Genomic DNA, 17,506 nt, shown 5'->3' with positions numbered 1-17,506 from the left:
TTTTCTGTATGTTTACATATTTATAAGTATAAGTTTAGTGACACTGATCGGTATTGCAAATTAGAGAGGAGTACAATCTTCTATGACAGATAATAAACAAGTGTTTTCTATTGATATCGGCGGTCAGAAGCTGTCGGTGGAAATAGGTGAAATGGCAAAGCAGGCGAATGGAGCAGCGATGATCAGCTATGGTGATACATCGGTTCTTTCCACAGCGACCGGTTCCAAAGAGCCGAAAGACCTTCCGTTTTTCCCGTTGACTATTAACTATGAAGAACGTCTATATGCCGTAGGGAAAATACCGGGCGGTTTCATTAAGCGCGAAGGGCGTCCGAGCGACAAAGCGGTTTTGACTGCTCGTTTGATTGATCGCCCGATCAGACCGCTGTTCCCGGACGGATTCCGGAACGATATCCAGGTTATCAACACTGTGATGAGTGTAGATCAGGACTGTTCCTCCGAAATCGCAGCGATGATAGGTTCTTCTATTGCACTCAGTGTCTCCGATCTCCCGTTCGCGGGACCGATCGCCGGGGTTATCGTCGGACGGGTGGACGGAAAATTCGTCATCAACCCGACCGTCGAACAGCAGAAAGCGAGTGACATCGATTTAACAGTGGCCGGAACGAAAGACGCTGTCAACATGGTAGAGGCAGGAGCACTTGAAGTTCCGGAAGCGGATATGCTTGAAGCGATAATGTTCGGGCATGAAGAGATTAAACGCCTGGTGGAATTTCAGGAAGAGATCATTAAAGCTTCCGGAAAAGAAAAAATGGAAGTGCAACTTCTTTCAAATGATGAACAGCTTCAACAGAAGACGGAAAGGGAAGCTACGGCTTCCATAGTCGAAGCTATCCAGATTAATGATAAAAAAGCGCGGGAAGAAGCGATCGATAAGGCTAAGAACGACTACCTGGATAAAGTCGCCGAAGAGGAATTGGAAGAAGAAGAGATTAGTCAGATCAAGTCCATCCTTGACGATATTGTAAAAGCCGAGGTACGCAGGCTGATTACAAAAGAGAAAATAAGACCTGACGGCAGAAGTCCGCGTGAAATCCGACCTCTTACCTCAAGAGTGGATGTGCTGCCACGTACACACGGGTCGGGGATGTTCACCCGTGGTCAGACCCAGGCGCTCAGCGTATGTACACTTGGGGCACTGGGTGAAGTCCAGATTCTGGATGGCCTGGACCTGGAAGAATCAAAACGCTTCATGCACCATTACAATTTTCCGAACTTCTCCGTCGGTGAAACAGGACCGATACGCGGTCCGGGCCGTCGTGAAATCGGCCACGGAGCTTTGGGGGAAAGAGCGCTTGAAGTGGTCATTCCATCCGAAGAGGAATTTCCGTACACTATACGGCTCGTTTCCGAAGTGCTTGAATCCAACGGTTCCACTTCCCAGGCCAGTATATGTGCCAGTACTCTTGCAATGATGGATGCCGGTGTGCCGATCAAAGCACCCGTAGCCGGTATCGCCATGGGCCTTGTGAAATCAGGGGACGATTATACGATTCTGACAGATATTCAGGGAATGGAAGACTTTCTCGGAGATATGGATTTTAAAGTAGCCGGTACCGAAAAGGGTGTCACTGCCCTGCAGATGGACATTAAGATTGAAGGTCTTTCAAGAGATATTTTGAAAGAGGCGCTGGAACAGGCGAAAAAAGGAAGAATGGACATACTCGGTCACATGCTTGAAGTAATGCCTTCCACACGCAGTGAACTGTCTTCCTACGCTCCTAAAATTATGAAAATGTCGATCAACCCTGATAAAATTCGTGATGTCATTGGTCCGAGCGGTAAACAGATCAATAAAATCATCGAAGAAACAGGAGTGAAAATCGATATTGAGCAGGATGGAACTGTTTTCATTTCCTCTCAAAACAGTGAAATGAATGAAAACGCCAAAAAAGTGATCGAAGATATCGTTCGTGACGTAGAAGTGGGAGAAGTATATGATGGTACAGTGAAACGGGTGGAGAAATTCGGAGCCTTCGTGGAACTGTTCAAAGGCAAAGAAGGCCTCGTACACATCTCCGAGCTGGCGGAAGAACACATTAAAAAAACTGAAGACGTAGCCAATGTAGGGGATACGCTGACAGTAAAAGTGAAAGAGATCGACAGACAGGGACGGATAAACCTTTCCAGAAAAGCGATCCTTGTGGAACAGAAAGAAAAAGAGCAGAGTGAAGAAGGACAGCAGACGGAGTAAAGAAAAGCGAACTGGATAATTCCAGTTCCTTTTTTTAATTAAAAATCTATAGCACAATCGGGCTTTTTCCCATGTTTTCGAAGCAGTTCAGAACTTTCGGGAGGAAATCGGAGAATATGCCTCCAGGATATACTTAGTTCTCCATTGAGAAGGTTAGTTACCGAATCGGCTCATCTATTGTATTAGCATTCCGGCGAAGTATTAGGTTACGATTGGGTAGTGTGAGTTTACATGTGTGGTTTACCGGCAGTTCGCGCGCAGTCACCATACGTTCTTCAGGGCTGACCGGCACTGCTGTTCCGGGTATAATGAGTATTGTTCCTTATGACGGAAAGCAGGGAAATGTGATAAAATAACAAAATAGTGAGACTGTAATTAATTTTCAAAATCAATTACAGGGAAAGGAAGATAATTATGAGCGAGCAGAAAAAAGTTAATGTAGCCGTTCTCGGTGCTACCGGAGCGGTCGGACAGAAAATGATCGAAACACTGGAAGATAGAGACTTTCCTGTTAAAGAACTGAAGCTGTTGTCTTCAAGCCGTTCTGCAGGTTCAAAGATTTCTTTCAAAGGTGAAGAATATACAGTGGAAGAAGCAAAACCGGAAAGCTTTGAAAATGTAGATATCGCATTGTTCTCCGCAGGAGGATCGATTTCCAAAAAACTTGCGCCGGAAGCGGTGAAACGCGGTGCTCTTGTTATTGATAATACAAGCGCGTACAGGATGGACCCGGAAGTCCCTCTCGTAGTACCGGAAGTGAATGAAGAAGATATTAAAGAAAACAAAGGGATAATAGCGAATCCTAACTGTTCCACAATTCAAATGGTCGCTGCTCTTAAGCCGATTGATGACAAGTATGGACTGAAACGGGTCCTTGTATCGACTTATCAGGCAGTTTCCGGAGCCGGAAACGATGCGGTTGATGAGATGAATGAACAGTCGAGAGCGATGCTCGACGGGAAAGAGTACGAAACAAATATACTTCCTGTCAAAGGAGACGAAAAACATTTTCCGATAGCTTTTAACGCTCTGCCGCAAATCGACGTATTCGAAGAAGACGGCTATACCTTCGAAGAAAAGAAAATGATCAACGAAACGAAGAAGATTATGCATATGGACAAACTTCCCGTTTCAGCGACGTGTGTACGCCTCCCGTTTGCGGTTTCCCATGCGGAGAGTGTATATGTCGAAATCGATAAAGAAGCAGTAAGCGTAAGTGATTTCAGAAAAGTCATCAGTAATGGAGAAGGTCTGACACTTCAGGACAATCCGTCCGAGCAGGATTATCCTACGCCGCTGTCGGCAGCCGGCAAAAAAGATGTATTTGTCGGAAGGATACGTAAAGACCCGGATGTCGATTACGGTTTTCACATGTGGGTCGTCTCGGATAATCTACTCAAAGGCGCGGCCTGGAACTCCATACAGATAGCAGAAAGAGTCGTGACAAATAACTGGTTGTAATCCAATGACTATAGAGGTGTAAGGAATGGATATCGTAGTTCAGAAATTTGGAGGAACATCGGTCCGGGACGAAGAAAGCCGTGCCCGGGCCATGTCCCACATTGAGAAAGCAGTGAAAGAAGGATACAAAGTAGTAGTAGCGGTTTCCGCGATGGGGAGAAAAGGTGAACCTTATGCGACAGATACTCTGTTAAGTCTCGTGGATCATCCGAATACAACTTTGTCTTCGAGGGAACAGGATCTGCTCATGTCCTGCGGAGAAGTGATATCATCCGTCGTGTTTTCGGATGAATTATCGAAGGCCGGTGTTTCATCGACAGCTCTGACCGGAGCTCAGGCAGGGTTCTTCACTAACAGTGATTTCACCAAAGCTAAAATAGTCGATATGAAACCGGACAGAATATTGCAGGAACTCAAAGATTTAGATGTAGTAGTAGTGGCAGGCTTTCAGGGGAAAACCGAAGAGGGGGATGTCACGACGTTCGGACGCGGAGGCAGTGATACGACTGCTGCCGCACTCGGTGCAGCTTTAAATGCAGAATACGTGGATATCTTTACGGACGTCGAAGGTATTATGACTGCAGATCCGAGAATTGTCGAATCGGCCCGTACGATGAAGCAGATTACGTATAATGAGATCAGTAACCTTGCTTATCAGGGAGCCAAAGTGATACATCCGAGAGCTGTAGAAATCGCCATGCACGCAAAAGTCCCGTTACGGGTAAGGTCTACATATTCGGACTTACCGGGCACGCTCGTTTCTGCTTCCACGGATGGGGAGAATGGCAGTGATATCGATGACAGACTCGTTACCGGTATCGCCCATATGACGGGAATTACGCAAATAAAAATTCCGGTGGAAGAGGAAAACGGCAATGTTCAGGCAAAAGTCTTCGGTATGATGGCAGAAGCGGGTATCTCGGTGGATTTCATCAATATTTCACCGAACTCGATTGTATTCACCATTGCCGAACCTTATACGGAGAAGGCGAAAGAGCTTTTCGAACAGGAAGGGTTTTCTCCGGTAATAAAACGTAACTGTGCCAAAGTATCGACTGTAGGGGCCGGAATTTCAGGGGTCCCGGGTGTTACTTCCAAGATAGTTAATACGTTAAGCAGTGCCGGAGTGCAGATTCTTCAGTCCGCAGACTCTCATACGACCATCTGGATGCTGATCAAGGAAGAGGACATTAAGGAAGCCGTTAATGCTCTTCATTCGATATTTCAACTGAGCGAAGATATATAAAGGGGAGATGAATATGGATTTCGGACGGGTACTGACTGCTATGGCAACTCCGATTGACAGTTTCGGGCAGGTGGATTTTCCGAAAATTGATGAACTTGTCGACCATCTAGTTAATAATGGAAGCGACGGCCTGGTGGTAGCCGGGACGACCGGGGAATCTGCCACTCTTTCTTTTGATGAGAAAGTGAAAGTATGGGAAAGGACCGTTTACGCAGCGGACGGACGGGTCCCTGTCCTTGCCGGTTCAGGTACTAACGGAACCCAGGAATCTCTGGAACTGTCCCTTCTGGCTCAGAATGCAGGAGTCGACGGTCTGATGCTGGTCGTTCCTTACTACAACAAACCGAATCAGGAAGGCCTGTATCTGCATTTTAAAACGATTGCTGAGAAAGTGGACGTACCGATAATGGTATATAACGTTCCCGGTCGCACAGTCGTACGCTTGAATCCGGAGACTATTGTAAGGCTCTCCGAAATCCCCAATATCGCAGCCGTTAAGGAAGCTACCGGCGACCTGAGCGCCATGGCTGAAATCATAGAGGGGGCCTCCGATGATTTTAACGTTTATACCGGCGATGATCATCTGACATATCCTACGTACGCTATCGGTGGTCGTGGTGTGGTGTCGGTGTCTTCTCATGTAGCCGGTAAAACGATGCAGGAAATGCTTGATTTATTTGACCAGGGTGAAATAAAAAAAGCTGCCGCCATACATCGTAAGCTCGTACCGGTCTGCAAAGGGATGTTTATAGCTCCTTCGCCGGCACCGATCAAAGAGGCTTTGAAAAGGAAAGGTCTCGATGTCGGAGGTGTACGTCTCCCGATGGTGCCTCTTACAAAGGAGGAAGAAACATTCATCCACAACCTGGTGGACGACCTGTAACCCGGCTGTCCTTCTCCATCAACATCTCCCTGACGTCCTGTTGCCGGTACCTGCAGCATTTCCGGTGCCCAATCTGTCAGTTGAGGGAAATTATATGTTCGACCGGTCTTTTTCGAAAGACCGGTCGTTACGTATTTTCAAGCATTCTCCAGTCGTTTCACTCCGCAAAATTCATCAGAGTCCTTCTGTTTTTGTGACCGGAGGGTATAGGTGTATAAGAAAGGAATATGCTATAATTATAGAATGAACCTTCCAGGATGCCCCGGATAACCACGGCATCCTGTTTTTTCGTCAAAGTAGGAGGATTTCCATGGCTAAAAGAAAGAGAAACAGAAAAAAGAAATCAAAGATAAATAATCGTATACGTTATGAATTGTTCGGTCTGCTGTTTGTTATTACAGCAATATTTGGGAGCGGACTGCCCTTTTTCAAAACGGGAGCAGTCCCGAAATTCCTGACTTTCGTTTTCCAGCTGATTTTTGGATTATGGTATTTTATGATACCGCTCGGTCTGCTGGTGCTTGGCGGATACGTCATGCTTAAGAGGTCGTGGCCGATCATTAAGAAACCCGGAGGTACATTCCTTGTCGTTGCAGGAGTACTGCTTCTTTCGCACGTCCAGGCGTTATACCCGTCGAACGGAGGTGTGTTCTCTGCCACCTGGGGGATTTATCGAAGCGATGTATCCTTCATTGAGATGGGCGGGGGTTTCAGTGGAGCTGTCCTCTACAGCATAACTGACTTTCTTTTTGGACAGGCGGGTTCGATTATAGTTTCCGTATTTATGATTGTCATAGGAAGCATGATGATCAGGGAATGGTCGCCTGCAGAGAAAATCAGTAAATTTTTCAAAAAGTGGAAGAAAAAGGTCTCCGGAAGAAAGAAGAAAAAGACTTCTTCCAAATCATCGGTGGAGCCTGAGCGTAAGGAGCAGAAACCTGCTCCGCCGGAAAGTCCGGAGACAGAAACGGAACATCCGATTATTCAGGACTTTACGGAACAGACTAAGAACAGACCCGTGCCTGCGGTTCAGGAATCGGGAAAAGAAACGGGAGAAGAGACGAAAGACGTATCGTTAGCTACCGGGGAAACGGAAAACCATGATTATGAACTCCCCGGCTTCGATTTGCTGAAAGCACCGGAGGGGACCCCGCAAAGTCAAGACAGAAGCCATATTCAGGAGACGGTCAGGAAATTGGAAGCCACTTTCGACAGTTTCGGAGTGAAGGCGAAAGTGACGAAAGTACATGTTGGTCCTTCCGTCACGAAATACGAAGTGAATCCCGATACAGGAGTTAAAGTAAGTAAGATCGTTAACCTGCACGATGATCTGGCTCTGTCACTGGCTGCCCGTGATATACGTATTGAAGCCCCGATTCCGGGTAAATCCGCTGTCGGTATTGAAGTCCCGAACCAGGAGATCTCCATGGTCACACTCAGAGAGGTGCTGGAGTCGGCTTCTCTCAAAAAAGATCAGAAATTAGGTTTTGCGCTGGGCAGAGACATCTCCGGGGAAGCTGTCATGGCCGAGCTGAACAAGATGCCCCATCTGCTCGTGGCAGGAGCCACAGGCAGTGGGAAAAGCGTGTGTATAAACGGTATCATCACCAGTATACTTATGCGTGCCAAGCCACATGAAGTGAAAATGATGATGATCGATCCGAAGAAAGTGGAGCTGAACGTCTACAACGGCATTCCTCACCTGTTATCACCGGTCGTCACCGATCCGAAAAAAGCATCCCGGGCACTGAAGAAAGTAGTAAGTGAGATGGACAGGCGGTATGACCTGTTTTCGGAAAGCGGCACGAGAAACATCGAAGGGTACAATGAATATATTAAGAAACATAATGAACTGGAAGATGATGACCAGCCTACGCTTCCTTACATTGTCGTTCTCGTCGATGAGCTCGCGGACTTGATGATGGTAGCTTCAAATGAAGTGGAAGATTCCATAACGCGACTGGCTCAGATGGCGAGAGCTGCAGGAATACATCTGATTATTGCTACGCAGCGTCCATCGGTAGATGTCATTACGGGAGTGATCAAAGCGAATATCCCTTCGAGAATAGCCTTCAGCGTGTCGTCCCAGACTGATTCGAGAACTATCCTTGATTCGGGAGGAGCTGAAAAGCTTCTCGGCCGGGGGGATATGCTCTTTACGCCGGTTGGCGCAAATAAACCGACGAGAGTACAGGGAGCTTTCCTTTCTGACGAGGAAGTGGAAAATATCGTCGACTTTTGTGTGGAACAGCAGAAAGCGCAATATCAGGAAGAGATGATCCCTGAAGAAGAAACGGAAGTCCAGCAGGAAGTGGACGACGAATTGTATCCGGAAGCCGTTCAGATGGTAGTAGAGATGCAAAGTGCAAGTGCTTCGATGATTCAACGGAGATTCCGTGTAGGTTACACAAGAGCAGCACGACTTGTGGATTCAATGGAAGAAAACGGGATAGTGGGACCTTCCGAGGGCAGTAAGCCACGTACGGTTCTGGTTTCCGGAGTGGATGAGGAAAACAGGGAATCATAAAAAGCCCCTTCGATATGGAGTATATCGGAGGGAATTCCTTTCGAATTCAAAAAACTATTAAAGTTGCAACAATAGTATTTATTTATTGGGAAAAAAGTGTTATATTTATTTCAATAATATGTGTCGAACGTCAGAGGTCAGATCTCCAACATTCGAAACGAATTTCCAGGAGCAGGAGGTGCGCATATGGCAATAAAACAAGATCCGAGACATCTTTATCTGCAGGTGATTGAGCAGTTGAAAAAGGATATACAGGAGGAAGTATACAAAGAAAGAGAAAAATTACCCTCCGAGTTCCAGCTTTCAAAAAGACTGGGCGTATCACGTGCGACTTTAAGAGAAGCATTAAGAATTCTTGAAGAAGACAATCTGGTGACCCGCAGGCACGGGGTGGGCACTTTCGTTAACCCCAAACCGATGTTTTCAGCCGGAATCGAAGAATTGGACAGCGTTACCGGTATGATCACAAGTTCCGGAATGACCCCGGGTACCCAGTATTTATCTGCGGATCTCGTAGAGCCTACGGAAGAAGACCGGGAGAGATTTCACCCGAAAGAGTTACATAAAATAGCCAAACTGGAACGGGTCCGGACTGCGGACGGGGAACCGGTAGTCTATTGTGTGGACAAACTGCCGGAGGGCGTCATATCTTTGCAGGATGTGAAGGAAAAAGGATCTATGTTCAGATTAATCGAAGAATATACTCAGAAGCCGATCGCTTATGCCGTGACGTATATTGAACCTGTCGGATACCATGAGATAGTTTCCCCGGTTTTGAACACCGATCCGGAGGAAGCACTTCTTCTTTTAAAACAGATGCATTATACTGCAGATGATGAACCGCTGCTTCTATCGTTAAACTACTTCAGAGCCGATAAGTTCAGCTTTCACGTTTTGCGCCGGAGAGTGTAAGGGGTTTCAATAGTATAGTATAATCTTTTAAGGAGGTGAGACTTCGGGGTGGATGTACCTTTCTCATTGATGAAGATTGAATGTTCAAAAAATTAAGGGGGAATTATTATGCGTCGTACGTTATTTTTGCTGACACTGGTACTTACGTTTGGACTTTTTCTTGCAGCTTGCGGTTCTTCGGACAGCGGAGGGGATTCTGAAAGTTCCGGAAGCGATTCGAAATCCGAAGAGGAAGGTTCCGGTGAAGGCGGCAATAGTGACTTCACCGTGGCGATGGTTACGGATACCGGAGGAGTGGATGATAAATCTTTCAACCAGTCAGCCTGGGAAGGATTGCAGGAATTCGGTAAAGAGAACAACCTTGAAGAAAATAAAGGTTATGATTATGCTCAATCGGAAAGTGATGCGGATTATACCACAAACCTGAACCGTCTCGTACGCGAAGATTACAATCTGATCTTCGGTATCGGTTTCCTTTTACAGCCCGACGTTGAAAAAGTAGCTTCGCAATTCCCTGAAACGAACTTCTCACTGGTTGATGCAGTAGCGGAGGGAGATAATATTGCAAGCATCACTTTTAAAGAACATCAGGGATCTTTCCTTGCAGGAGTGGCTGCAGCTAATAAAACCGAATCGGATCACCTTGGTTTTGTAGGCGGTGTCGACAGTGAACTTATCAACAAATTCGAATCCGGCTTCCGTGCCGGTGCGAAAACAGTAAATCCCGATATTAAAATCGACGTGCAATATGCAGAAAGCTTCAACTCCGCCGATCAGGGTAAACTGATTGCTTCCAACATGTATTCCCAGGGTGCTGATGTAATTTATCACGCAGCCGGAGGTACAGGCAACGGAGTGTTTTCTGAAGCGAAAGACCGCGTTCGCGGTGGTGACGAAAAAGTATGGGTGATCGGGGTAGACCGTGACCAGCATGAAGAAGGTGCCATCGATGACACGAACGTTACCTTGACTTCTATGGTTAAGAGAGTCGATATCGCTGTTCAGGACGTTTCCACACAGGCGATGGAAGGCGAATTCCCTGGAGGGGAAGTCGTGGAGTATGGACTCGAAGATGAAGGTGTAAGTCTTGCACGCACTAATGAAGAAGCTATGACAGAAGAAATTATATCTACAGTGGAAGAGTGGAAACAAAAAATCATTGACGGAGAGGTCGAAGTGCCAATGACCCGTGATGAAACAGAAGAGTATGTTTCTTCTCTGAAATAGATGGAAGTTTACGAGGTCGGTTTCCATGACCGGCCTCCTTCTATCTTCAGATCATTCAGGGAAACTCTTCTCTGGATGATCTGGAAATAGAAATAAGCATGAGTGGGGGAGGATTTCATGGACTACGTAATAGAAATGCTTAATATCAGGAAAGAGTTTCCGGGTATAGTAGCAAATGACGACATTACGCTCCAGGTACAAAAAGGGGAGATTCATGCACTTTTAGGAGAAAATGGAGCAGGGAAATCGACTCTGATGAACGTTCTGTTCGGACTTTATAAACCTGAAAAGGGAAGCATCAGGATTCAGGGGAAAGAAGTGAATGTGGAAGATCCGAACGTTGCGAACGCTCTCGGGATCGGCATGGTACACCAGCATTTTATGCTGGTTGATACGTTTACCGTCACTGAGAACATCGTACTCGGCAGTGAACCTAATAAAGCCGGTACCGTCGACATAAAAAGAGCCGAAAAAGAAGTGCAGGCTCTTTCTGAAAAGTACGGGTTGAATGTGGATGCGACTGCTAAGATCAGGGATATCTCCGTCGGTATGCAGCAGAGAGCCGAAATATTGAAAACGCTCTACAGGGGTGCAGAAATACTTATTCTGGATGAGCCTACCGCAGTACTTACCCCGCAGGAAATTAAAGAATTGACTCAAATTATGAAAGACCTTGTGAATGAAGGAAAGTCGATTATTCTGATCACCCACAAACTGAAAGAAATTATGCAGGTTTGTGATAAATGTACCATAATCCGTAAAGGGAAAGGCATAGGCACGGTGGATGTAAAGGATACGAATGCGACGGAACTGGCCTCCCTGATGGTAGGAAGAGAAGTTACGTTTAAAACGGAGAAAACGAAAGCGACTCCGGGAGAGAATGCTTTAAGTGTCAAAAATCTCAAAGTTAAAGACTCCCGTGGAGTGGAAATGGTAAAGGATCTGAACCTTCACGTCAGGCAGGGCGAAATAGTCGGTGTTGCGGGTGTGGATGGGAACGGGCAGACTGAACTCGTGGAAGCACTTACGGGATTGAAGAAAAGCAGTTCAGGAGAAATAACGCTTAACAACCGTTCCATCTATAACCTGGAACCGAGAAAAGTGACGGAAGCAGGGGTTGCACATATTCCTCAGGACCGGCACAAACACGGACTTCTTCTGGACTTTCCGATAGGGGAAAATATGGTGATGCAGAGCTATTATCTGGCGCCCAACTCGAAAAGAGGAATTCTGAATTTCAAGAATATCTATAAAAAAGCGAAATCCCTGATCGAGGAATATGATGTCCGTACACCGGATGAGTACACGAAAGCCCGTTCCCTTTCAGGAGGAAACCAGCAGAAAGCGATTATTGCACGGGAAGTTGACCGCTCCCCGGATCTTCTGATCGCTTCGCAGCCGACACGGGGTCTTGATGTAGGAGCGATCGAGTTTATACACAATAAATTGATCGAAGAGAGAGACAAAGGTCGTGCGGTTCTGCTCGTATCGTTTGAACTTGATGAAATTTTGAACGTCAGTGATCGTATAGCCGTAATGTTCGATGGTAAAATTATCGAGGAAGTTAATCCGGAAGAAACGGATGAGCAGGAACTCGGCCTGTTGATGGCCGGCAGAAAGTCAGAAAAGCAGGGGGAAGCGTAATGTTCAGTAATCGGACGTTTAATATAGTCGTACCTATCGTATCTGTTTTACTCGGCCTGCTGGCAGGAGCTGTTATTATGGTGGCTTTCGGCTACAATCCGGTAGCCGGTTATGCCGCCATGTGGAACGGGGCGTTCGGAGATGCCTACTTCCTCGGTGAGACGGTTCGACAGGTAACACCATACATACTTTCGGGACTGGCAGTTGCTTTTGCAATGAGAGCCGGCCTTCTGAATATCGGAGTGGAAGGACAGGTGATTGTGGGCTGGCTGGCAGCTGTCTGGATAGGTTCTTCTTTTGGTATGCCTCCGGTCGTCCACGTACTGGTTGCTCTGCTCGCAGCCACTGTAGCCGGTGGAATCTGGGGTTTTGTGCCGGGACTGCTGAAAGCGAAACTCGGAGTCCACGAAGTCATCGTAACCATTATGATGAACTATATAGCTCTTTATCTTTCCAACTCTGTGATCCGGAGTGTACTGACGGACGGAGAGGACCGGACGAGCAACGTAGCCGAAACGGCATCTTTAGCTGCTCCCTGGCTGAGAGAACTGACTTTCTATTCCCGGATCCACTACGGTTTTATCGTTGCTCTGGTAATGGCATTCACCATGTGGTTTTTGCTTAACAAAACGACTCGGGGCTTTGAGCTCCGCGCAGTCGGAAGTAATCCCTTTGCATCGGAATATGCCGGAATGAAAGTCGGCAGAAATATTATCGTTGCCATGGTGATTTCAGGAGGTTTTGCGGGTCTTGCGGGTGCCATGGAAGGTCTCGGTACATTCCAGTACGCATCTGTCAGTTCCGGATTTACGAACATCGGGTTCGACGGAATCGCGGTTGCTCTGCTCGGGGCGAATACGGCCATCGGGGTGATATTGGCGGCTATCTTATTCGGTACGCTGAAAATAGGGGCCCTGAATATGCCGACCGAGGCCGGAGTTCCTACCGAACTTGTAGATATCGTAATCGCATTGATTATTCTGTTCGTGGCATCCGGGTACATTATCCGCTGGGTGTTCCTGAAATTCAGTAAGGAGGGTAAATAAATGGACTTTCTAGACGCTTTGGCTATAATGGTTTCTTCTGCACTTGTATTTGCTGCTCCTCTGATTTTTACGGCTATAGGCGGGGTGTTCAGTGAACGTTCCGGAATTATCAACATTGGACTTGAAGGTCTGATGGTAATGGGTGCTTTCGTCGGAATCGTGTTTAACCTCACATTTTCGGATATGTTCGGATCAATGACCCCGTGGATTTCGATGCTTGCTGCTATGGTACTCTCGGCGATATTTGCACTCGTTCATGCCGTAGCTTCGATAACTTTCCGGGCAGACCAGGTGGTAAGCGGGGTGGCGATCAACTTTCTGGCGCTCGGTGTCGGACTGTTCCTGACCCGCGAGTTTTATGACCGCGGTCAGACGGATATCATCAGTAACCCGTTCTATACGTGGGACGTGCCGTTCCTGTCGGATATTCCGGTTCTCGGAAGGATGTTTTTTGAGAATTATCCCTCCACGTATCTCGCTATCGCTGTTGCTCTGTTAGGCTGGTTCGTTTTATTCAAGACCTCTTTCGGGCTCAGACTCCGGGCTGTAGGGGAGCACCCTATGGCAGCTGATACAAACGGTATTAAAGTGTACCGTATGCGCTATATTGCAGTCATGATCTCAGGAGCCATGGGTGGTCTTGGGGGCGCTGCATACGCTCTGACAGTAGCTCAGGCTTTTTCCCAGGCTACTATCGTCGGTCAGGGTTTCATGTCCCTTGCTGCCGTTATATTCGGGAAATGGCATCCGCTTGGCGCACTCGGAGCAGCAATTTTCTTCGGATTCGCGCAGGCCATCAGCATTAACGGGGCGAGCTGGCCGTTATTCGCCAATATCCCTCAGGTGTTTCTGCTGATCCTCCCTTATGCGCTCACCATTTTAGCGCTGGCAGGGTTCATCGGCCGGGCCGAAGCTCCGAAATCTCTGGGCACACCTTATATTAAAGGAAGTCGTTAAACATATAGCCCGGTATTATCCGGGCTATATGTTTTTACTTTTGGATAATCATCATTTAGCATAGGATAGGGAGAAATAACTTACCGTTGTTGTATAGGAGGAAGAAAATGAAGACAGCCAAACAATACACAGAAGAACAGCAGGGATACCGCCTGCACGTACTTCCCACTAATAAATATAAGACAGTTTCCATCGTAGTGAAGTGGAAAGCTCCTCTTGAGAAAGAAACGATTACCAGGCGGGCTCTGTTACCGAGCATTATGGAGAAAGCTACGGAAAATTTTCCTTCCGCCCGTAAACTTCAGGGGGCTCTGGAGGATTTATACGGCACCGCTTTAAGTGCAGACGCCTCGAAAAAAGGGGAAAATCACGTAATTACGTTCCGCATGGAAGTTGTGAATGACCGTTACTTGAAAGACGAAGACTCCATCCTTAAGAAAGCATTACACATCCTGAATGACGTTCTTTTCCATCCGAAATCGGAAGGGGAAGGGTTTTCGGCTTCCGTATTCAAGCGGGAGAAAGAGACGCTTGCTCAAAGAATCCGTTCCATAAAAGACGATAAGATGAGTTACGCCAACACCCGTCTCCTCGATCATATGTGTGAGGATGAAGCCTACGGGGTACATGCGCAGGGCCATCTGGAAGATCTGGAACCTTTGACGAATGAAGAACTTTATTCCTACTATAAAAATATGCTGCAGAAAGACGAGCTGGACGTGTACATTACAGGAGATGTCTCACAGGAAGAAATGATCCCTTTATTTAATGAGTATTTCGTACGTCACGCTGCTGAACCGGCGCCTGCAACTACTGTAAGCGATATGCAGGTAGAGGAGCCACGCGAAATCATAGAAAGAGAAGAAATGAGTCAGGGGAAACTCCATATCGGCTTCCGTACCCACACCTTCTTTGGAGAAGAAGATTATTATGCACTTCAGGTGTTCAACGGAATATTTGGCGGATTTCCAAGTTCGAAATTATTTATGAACGTTCGCGAAAAACATAGCCTGGCATATTACGCGGCTTCCAGATTTGAAAGTCATAAAGGCCTTATGTTCGTATTCAGCGGCATCGATCCGGCTGACTACGATCAGGCGAAAACGATCATTCTTGATCAGAAAAAGGCTATAGAAGATGGCGACTTTACTAATGAGGATGTTGAAGAAGCCAAACAGCAGATCATTCACCAGCTTAAAGAAACGATGGAGCATCCGTATGGACTTATCGAGATTCTTTACCATCAGCAGTTGAGTGGCAGACAGATTGAAGCATCTGAACTTTTTGAACGTCTGGAAAAAGTGAGCCGTGAAGATGTTGTGCGGATTGCGAAGAAGATAGAGCTCGACACTGTATATTTCCTGACCAGCTTAGAGAAAGGGGACGCCTAAAATGAAAACGCAGGAATTCCATCAGATCAATGAGACGATACACGAAGAAAAAATGGATAACGGACTTCAGGTTTTTCTACTGTCGAAACCCGAAATGGTGAAAACATACGGGATATTCACTACGGACTACGGGTCGATCGATCAGACGTTCACTCCACTGGGCGAAGATAAAGAAGTAACCGTGCCGGAGGGGATTGCCCACTTTCTCGAGCATAAGCTGTTTGAAAAAGAGGACAGGGACGTTTTTCAGGATTTTACGAAACTCGGGGCTTCGGCGAACGCGTTCACGTCGTTCACGAAAACCGCCTATTTATTCTCTGCCACCTCTCACGTCTATGAGAATGTCAGAACGTTAGTCGATTTTGTCCAGGATCCTTATTTTTCCGAACAGTCTGTCGAAAAAGAAAAAGGGATCATCAGTCAGGAAATCCGCATGTACGATGACCAGCCTGACTGGAGAGGATTTTTCGGGACGATAGGAAGTCTGTATCATAAGCATCCGGTGAAAATCGATATTGCAGGTACAGTGGATTCGATCCAGCACATTACAAAAGATGATCTGTACACTTGTTATGAAACGTTCTATCATCCTTCGAACATGGTGTTGTTTATCGCGGGCAATTTCGAACCTGAACAGATGATGGATTTCATCCGCGAAAATCAGCAGCGGAAAGAGTTTCCGGAAGCACCCGAAATCAACCGGAGATTCCCACGGGAGCCAGTCTCCGCGTTCAAATCGGAAGAGGCTATTGAAATGGCTGTTTCGACTCCGAAAGCCTACGTAGGTCTGAAAGAACAGGTGGACGGTCTGTCCGGGGAAGAGATATTGCATAACGAACTGCTGTCGGATATGCTGCTCGACCATTATTTTTCCACGAGCGGGAAATTTTATGATGAGCTGTACCAGAGCGGCCTGGTGGATGACAGTTTTCATTTTGAAACGGAATGGGAAAGAGAATTCGGTTTCACCATTCTTGGAGGGGACTCCCGCAAGCCTGATGCTTTTCTCAAGAGATTGAAAAAGATGCTGCTTTCCATAAAGGAAGAAAAAATCAGCGCGGAAGATTTCGAGAAAATGAAGCGAAAAAAAATCGGGGAATTCATGAGAGCACTTAACTCTCTGGAATTCATCGCGAATCAGTACACTCATTACCACATGCTCGGTGTGAACCTGTTCAATGTATTACCTGAAATCGAGTCACTGAAAAAAGAGGATATGGAAGAGTTTATTGAAAACTGGATCCAGGAAAGTCAGATGACTACGTTCCAGGTGAAACCAAAGGAATGAACAAGTGTCTGGTTATCGGAGGAAGCGGGGACATAGGGAAGGCCATCTGTAAGGAACTTCTCGATGAAGGATGGTCTCTCGGCGTCCACTATAACTCCACCCCTCCTGATTTTGTTTTGCCTGACGAAAGCTGTTCTGTCCAGGGTGACCTGTCCTCATCGGAGGGGATCGACAGTTTTCTTTCCGGTCTTTCGCGGGACTGGGATGCGGTCGTGTTTGCCGCGGGCATTTCTTTGCAGGGACTGTTTCAGGACAGCGAAGAGGAAATGATGGATTATCTCCACCATGTACATGTGAAATCGATGTGGCAGATTACGAGACACGTACTTCCTTCCATGATAACGGATAAGCAGGGGAATATCCTCGTTATTACGTCGATCTGGGGAGAGACGGGTGCGAGTACGGAAGTGCTTTACAGCTCGGTGAAAGGCGCCCAGCGGGCTTTTATCAACGCGTTAGCCAAAGAAGTCGGTCCGAGTGGTGTCCGGGTGAACGGTATCGCTCCCGGGATGATCGATACAAAAATGAACCATCTGCTCCGTGACGAGGACGTTCTGGAAATCGAGGAGGAGATTCCGCTCGGAAGGCAGGGGCGGGCGGAAGAAGTTGCATCGGCCGCCTCTTTTTTACTCGGAGAGAAGGCTTCCTATATAACGGGAGAAATCCTCAATGTCTCGGGCGGATGGAAATAATGGCGATTTGCATGATC

Annotated in this window: 13 protein-coding genes; all 13 read left to right on the top strand. The window is 46.9% G+C overall.

Translation table 11 applies throughout. The annotated features are described in order from the left end of the window. Positions 1 to 82 precede the first annotated feature (82 nt). The 13 genes from pnp (at position 83) to ymfI (ending at position 17,489) form a co-directional block, all read left to right on the top strand. Positions 83 to 2,215, top strand: coding sequence for a polyribonucleotide nucleotidyltransferase (gene pnp / locus BLU03_RS00445; RefSeq protein ID WP_093104842.1), 2,133 nt, complete (start codon positions 83 to 85; stop codon positions 2,213 to 2,215). Between the two features lie 414 nt (positions 2,216 to 2,629). Beyond that, a complete protein-coding gene (asd, locus tag BLU03_RS00440) occupies positions 2,630 to 3,676 on the top strand; it encodes an aspartate-semialdehyde dehydrogenase (RefSeq protein ID WP_008587808.1) in 1,047 nt (348 codons plus the stop codon). A 25-nt stretch (positions 3,677 to 3,701) separates the two neighbouring features. Further along, positions 3,702 to 4,922 carry an aspartate kinase gene (gene dapG, locus BLU03_RS00435; RefSeq protein WP_008587806.1) on the top strand — a complete coding sequence of 407 codons (1,221 nt, stop codon included), beginning with the start codon at positions 3,702 to 3,704 and terminating at the stop codon, positions 4,920 to 4,922. A gap of 13 nt (positions 4,923 to 4,935) precedes the next feature. Continuing rightward, on the top strand, positions 4,936 to 5,805 hold the full coding sequence (gene dapA / locus BLU03_RS00430; RefSeq protein ID WP_093104839.1) for a 4-hydroxy-tetrahydrodipicolinate synthase: 870 nt from the start codon (positions 4,936 to 4,938) through the stop codon (positions 5,803 to 5,805). 310 nt (positions 5,806 to 6,115) lie between these two features. Then, positions 6,116 to 8,332 (top strand): DNA translocase FtsK, encoded by a 2,217-nt coding sequence (locus BLU03_RS00425; RefSeq protein ID WP_008587801.1) that lies wholly within the window; start codon positions 6,116 to 6,118, stop codon positions 8,330 to 8,332. Between the two features lie 186 nt (positions 8,333 to 8,518). Next, complete coding sequence (locus tag BLU03_RS00420) at positions 8,519 to 9,244, top strand: GntR family transcriptional regulator (RefSeq protein WP_008587799.1); 726 nt, start codon at positions 8,519 to 8,521, stop codon at positions 9,242 to 9,244. A 108-nt stretch (positions 9,245 to 9,352) separates the two neighbouring features. Beyond that, on the top strand, positions 9,353 to 10,471 hold the full coding sequence (locus BLU03_RS00415; RefSeq protein ID WP_093104837.1) for a BMP family lipoprotein: 1,119 nt from the start codon (positions 9,353 to 9,355) through the stop codon (positions 10,469 to 10,471). 117 nt (positions 10,472 to 10,588) lie between these two features. After that, positions 10,589 to 12,115, top strand: coding sequence for an ABC transporter ATP-binding protein (locus BLU03_RS00410; RefSeq protein ID WP_008587795.1), 1,527 nt, complete (start codon positions 10,589 to 10,591; stop codon positions 12,113 to 12,115). After that, positions 12,115 to 13,161: an ABC transporter permease gene (locus BLU03_RS00405; RefSeq protein WP_008587794.1), complete on the top strand. Its 1,047-nt coding sequence runs from the start codon at positions 12,115 to 12,117 to the stop codon at positions 13,159 to 13,161. The genes BLU03_RS00410 and BLU03_RS00405 overlap by 1 nt, the downstream gene beginning before the upstream one ends. Beyond that, positions 13,162 to 14,118: an ABC transporter permease gene (locus BLU03_RS00400; RefSeq protein WP_008587792.1), complete on the top strand. Its 957-nt coding sequence runs from the start codon at positions 13,162 to 13,164 to the stop codon at positions 14,116 to 14,118. A gap of 107 nt (positions 14,119 to 14,225) precedes the next feature. Then, positions 14,226 to 15,509 (top strand): EF-P 5-aminopentanol modification-associated protein YfmF, encoded by a 1,284-nt coding sequence (gene yfmF / locus BLU03_RS00395; RefSeq protein ID WP_093104834.1) that lies wholly within the window; start codon positions 14,226 to 14,228, stop codon positions 15,507 to 15,509. Position 15,510: 1 nt separating this feature from the next. Continuing rightward, on the top strand, positions 15,511 to 16,797 hold the full coding sequence (yfmH, locus tag BLU03_RS00390) for an EF-P 5-aminopentanol modification-associated protein YfmH (RefSeq protein ID WP_076570453.1): 1,287 nt from the start codon (positions 15,511 to 15,513) through the stop codon (positions 16,795 to 16,797). Then, positions 16,794 to 17,489, top strand: coding sequence for an elongation factor P 5-aminopentanone reductase (gene ymfI / locus BLU03_RS00385; protein WP_093104832.1), 696 nt, complete (start codon positions 16,794 to 16,796; stop codon positions 17,487 to 17,489). The genes yfmH and ymfI overlap by 4 nt, the downstream gene beginning before the upstream one ends. The last annotated feature ends 17 nt before the right edge of the window (positions 17,490 to 17,506 follow it).

Source organism: Salimicrobium album, assembly GCF_900107115.1.
Taxonomy (GTDB): domain Bacteria; phylum Bacillota; class Bacilli; order Bacillales; family Halobacillaceae; genus Salimicrobium; species Salimicrobium album.
This window is presented reverse-complemented; position numbering and strand designations above follow the sequence as displayed.

Bases quoted from the DNA above. Each gene is read 5' to 3' on its own strand.
- pnp (WP_093104842.1), top strand. From the start codon at position 83: ATGACAGATAATAAACAAGTGTTTTCTATTGATATCGGCGGTCAGAAG.
- asd (WP_008587808.1), top strand. From the start codon at position 2,630: ATGAGCGAGCAGAAAAAAGTTAATGTAGCCGTTCTCGGTGCTACCGGA.
- dapG (WP_008587806.1), top strand. From the start codon at position 3,702: ATGGATATCGTAGTTCAGAAATTTGGAGGAACATCGGTCCGGGACGAA.
- dapA (WP_093104839.1), top strand. From the start codon at position 4,936: ATGGATTTCGGACGGGTACTGACTGCTATGGCAACTCCGATTGACAGT.
- BLU03_RS00425 (WP_008587801.1), top strand. From the start codon at position 6,116: ATGGCTAAAAGAAAGAGAAACAGAAAAAAGAAATCAAAGATAAATAAT.
- BLU03_RS00420 (WP_008587799.1), top strand. From the start codon at position 8,519: ATGGCAATAAAACAAGATCCGAGACATCTTTATCTGCAGGTGATTGAG.
- BLU03_RS00415 (WP_093104837.1), top strand. From the start codon at position 9,353: ATGCGTCGTACGTTATTTTTGCTGACACTGGTACTTACGTTTGGACTT.
- BLU03_RS00410 (WP_008587795.1), top strand. From the start codon at position 10,589: ATGGACTACGTAATAGAAATGCTTAATATCAGGAAAGAGTTTCCGGGT.
- BLU03_RS00405 (WP_008587794.1), top strand. From the start codon at position 12,115: ATGTTCAGTAATCGGACGTTTAATATAGTCGTACCTATCGTATCTGTT.
- BLU03_RS00400 (WP_008587792.1), top strand. From the start codon at position 13,162: ATGGACTTTCTAGACGCTTTGGCTATAATGGTTTCTTCTGCACTTGTA.
- yfmF (WP_093104834.1), top strand. From the start codon at position 14,226: ATGAAGACAGCCAAACAATACACAGAAGAACAGCAGGGATACCGCCTG.
- yfmH (WP_076570453.1), top strand. From the start codon at position 15,511: ATGAAAACGCAGGAATTCCATCAGATCAATGAGACGATACACGAAGAA.
- ymfI (WP_093104832.1), top strand. From the start codon at position 16,794: ATGAACAAGTGTCTGGTTATCGGAGGAAGCGGGGACATAGGGAAGGCC.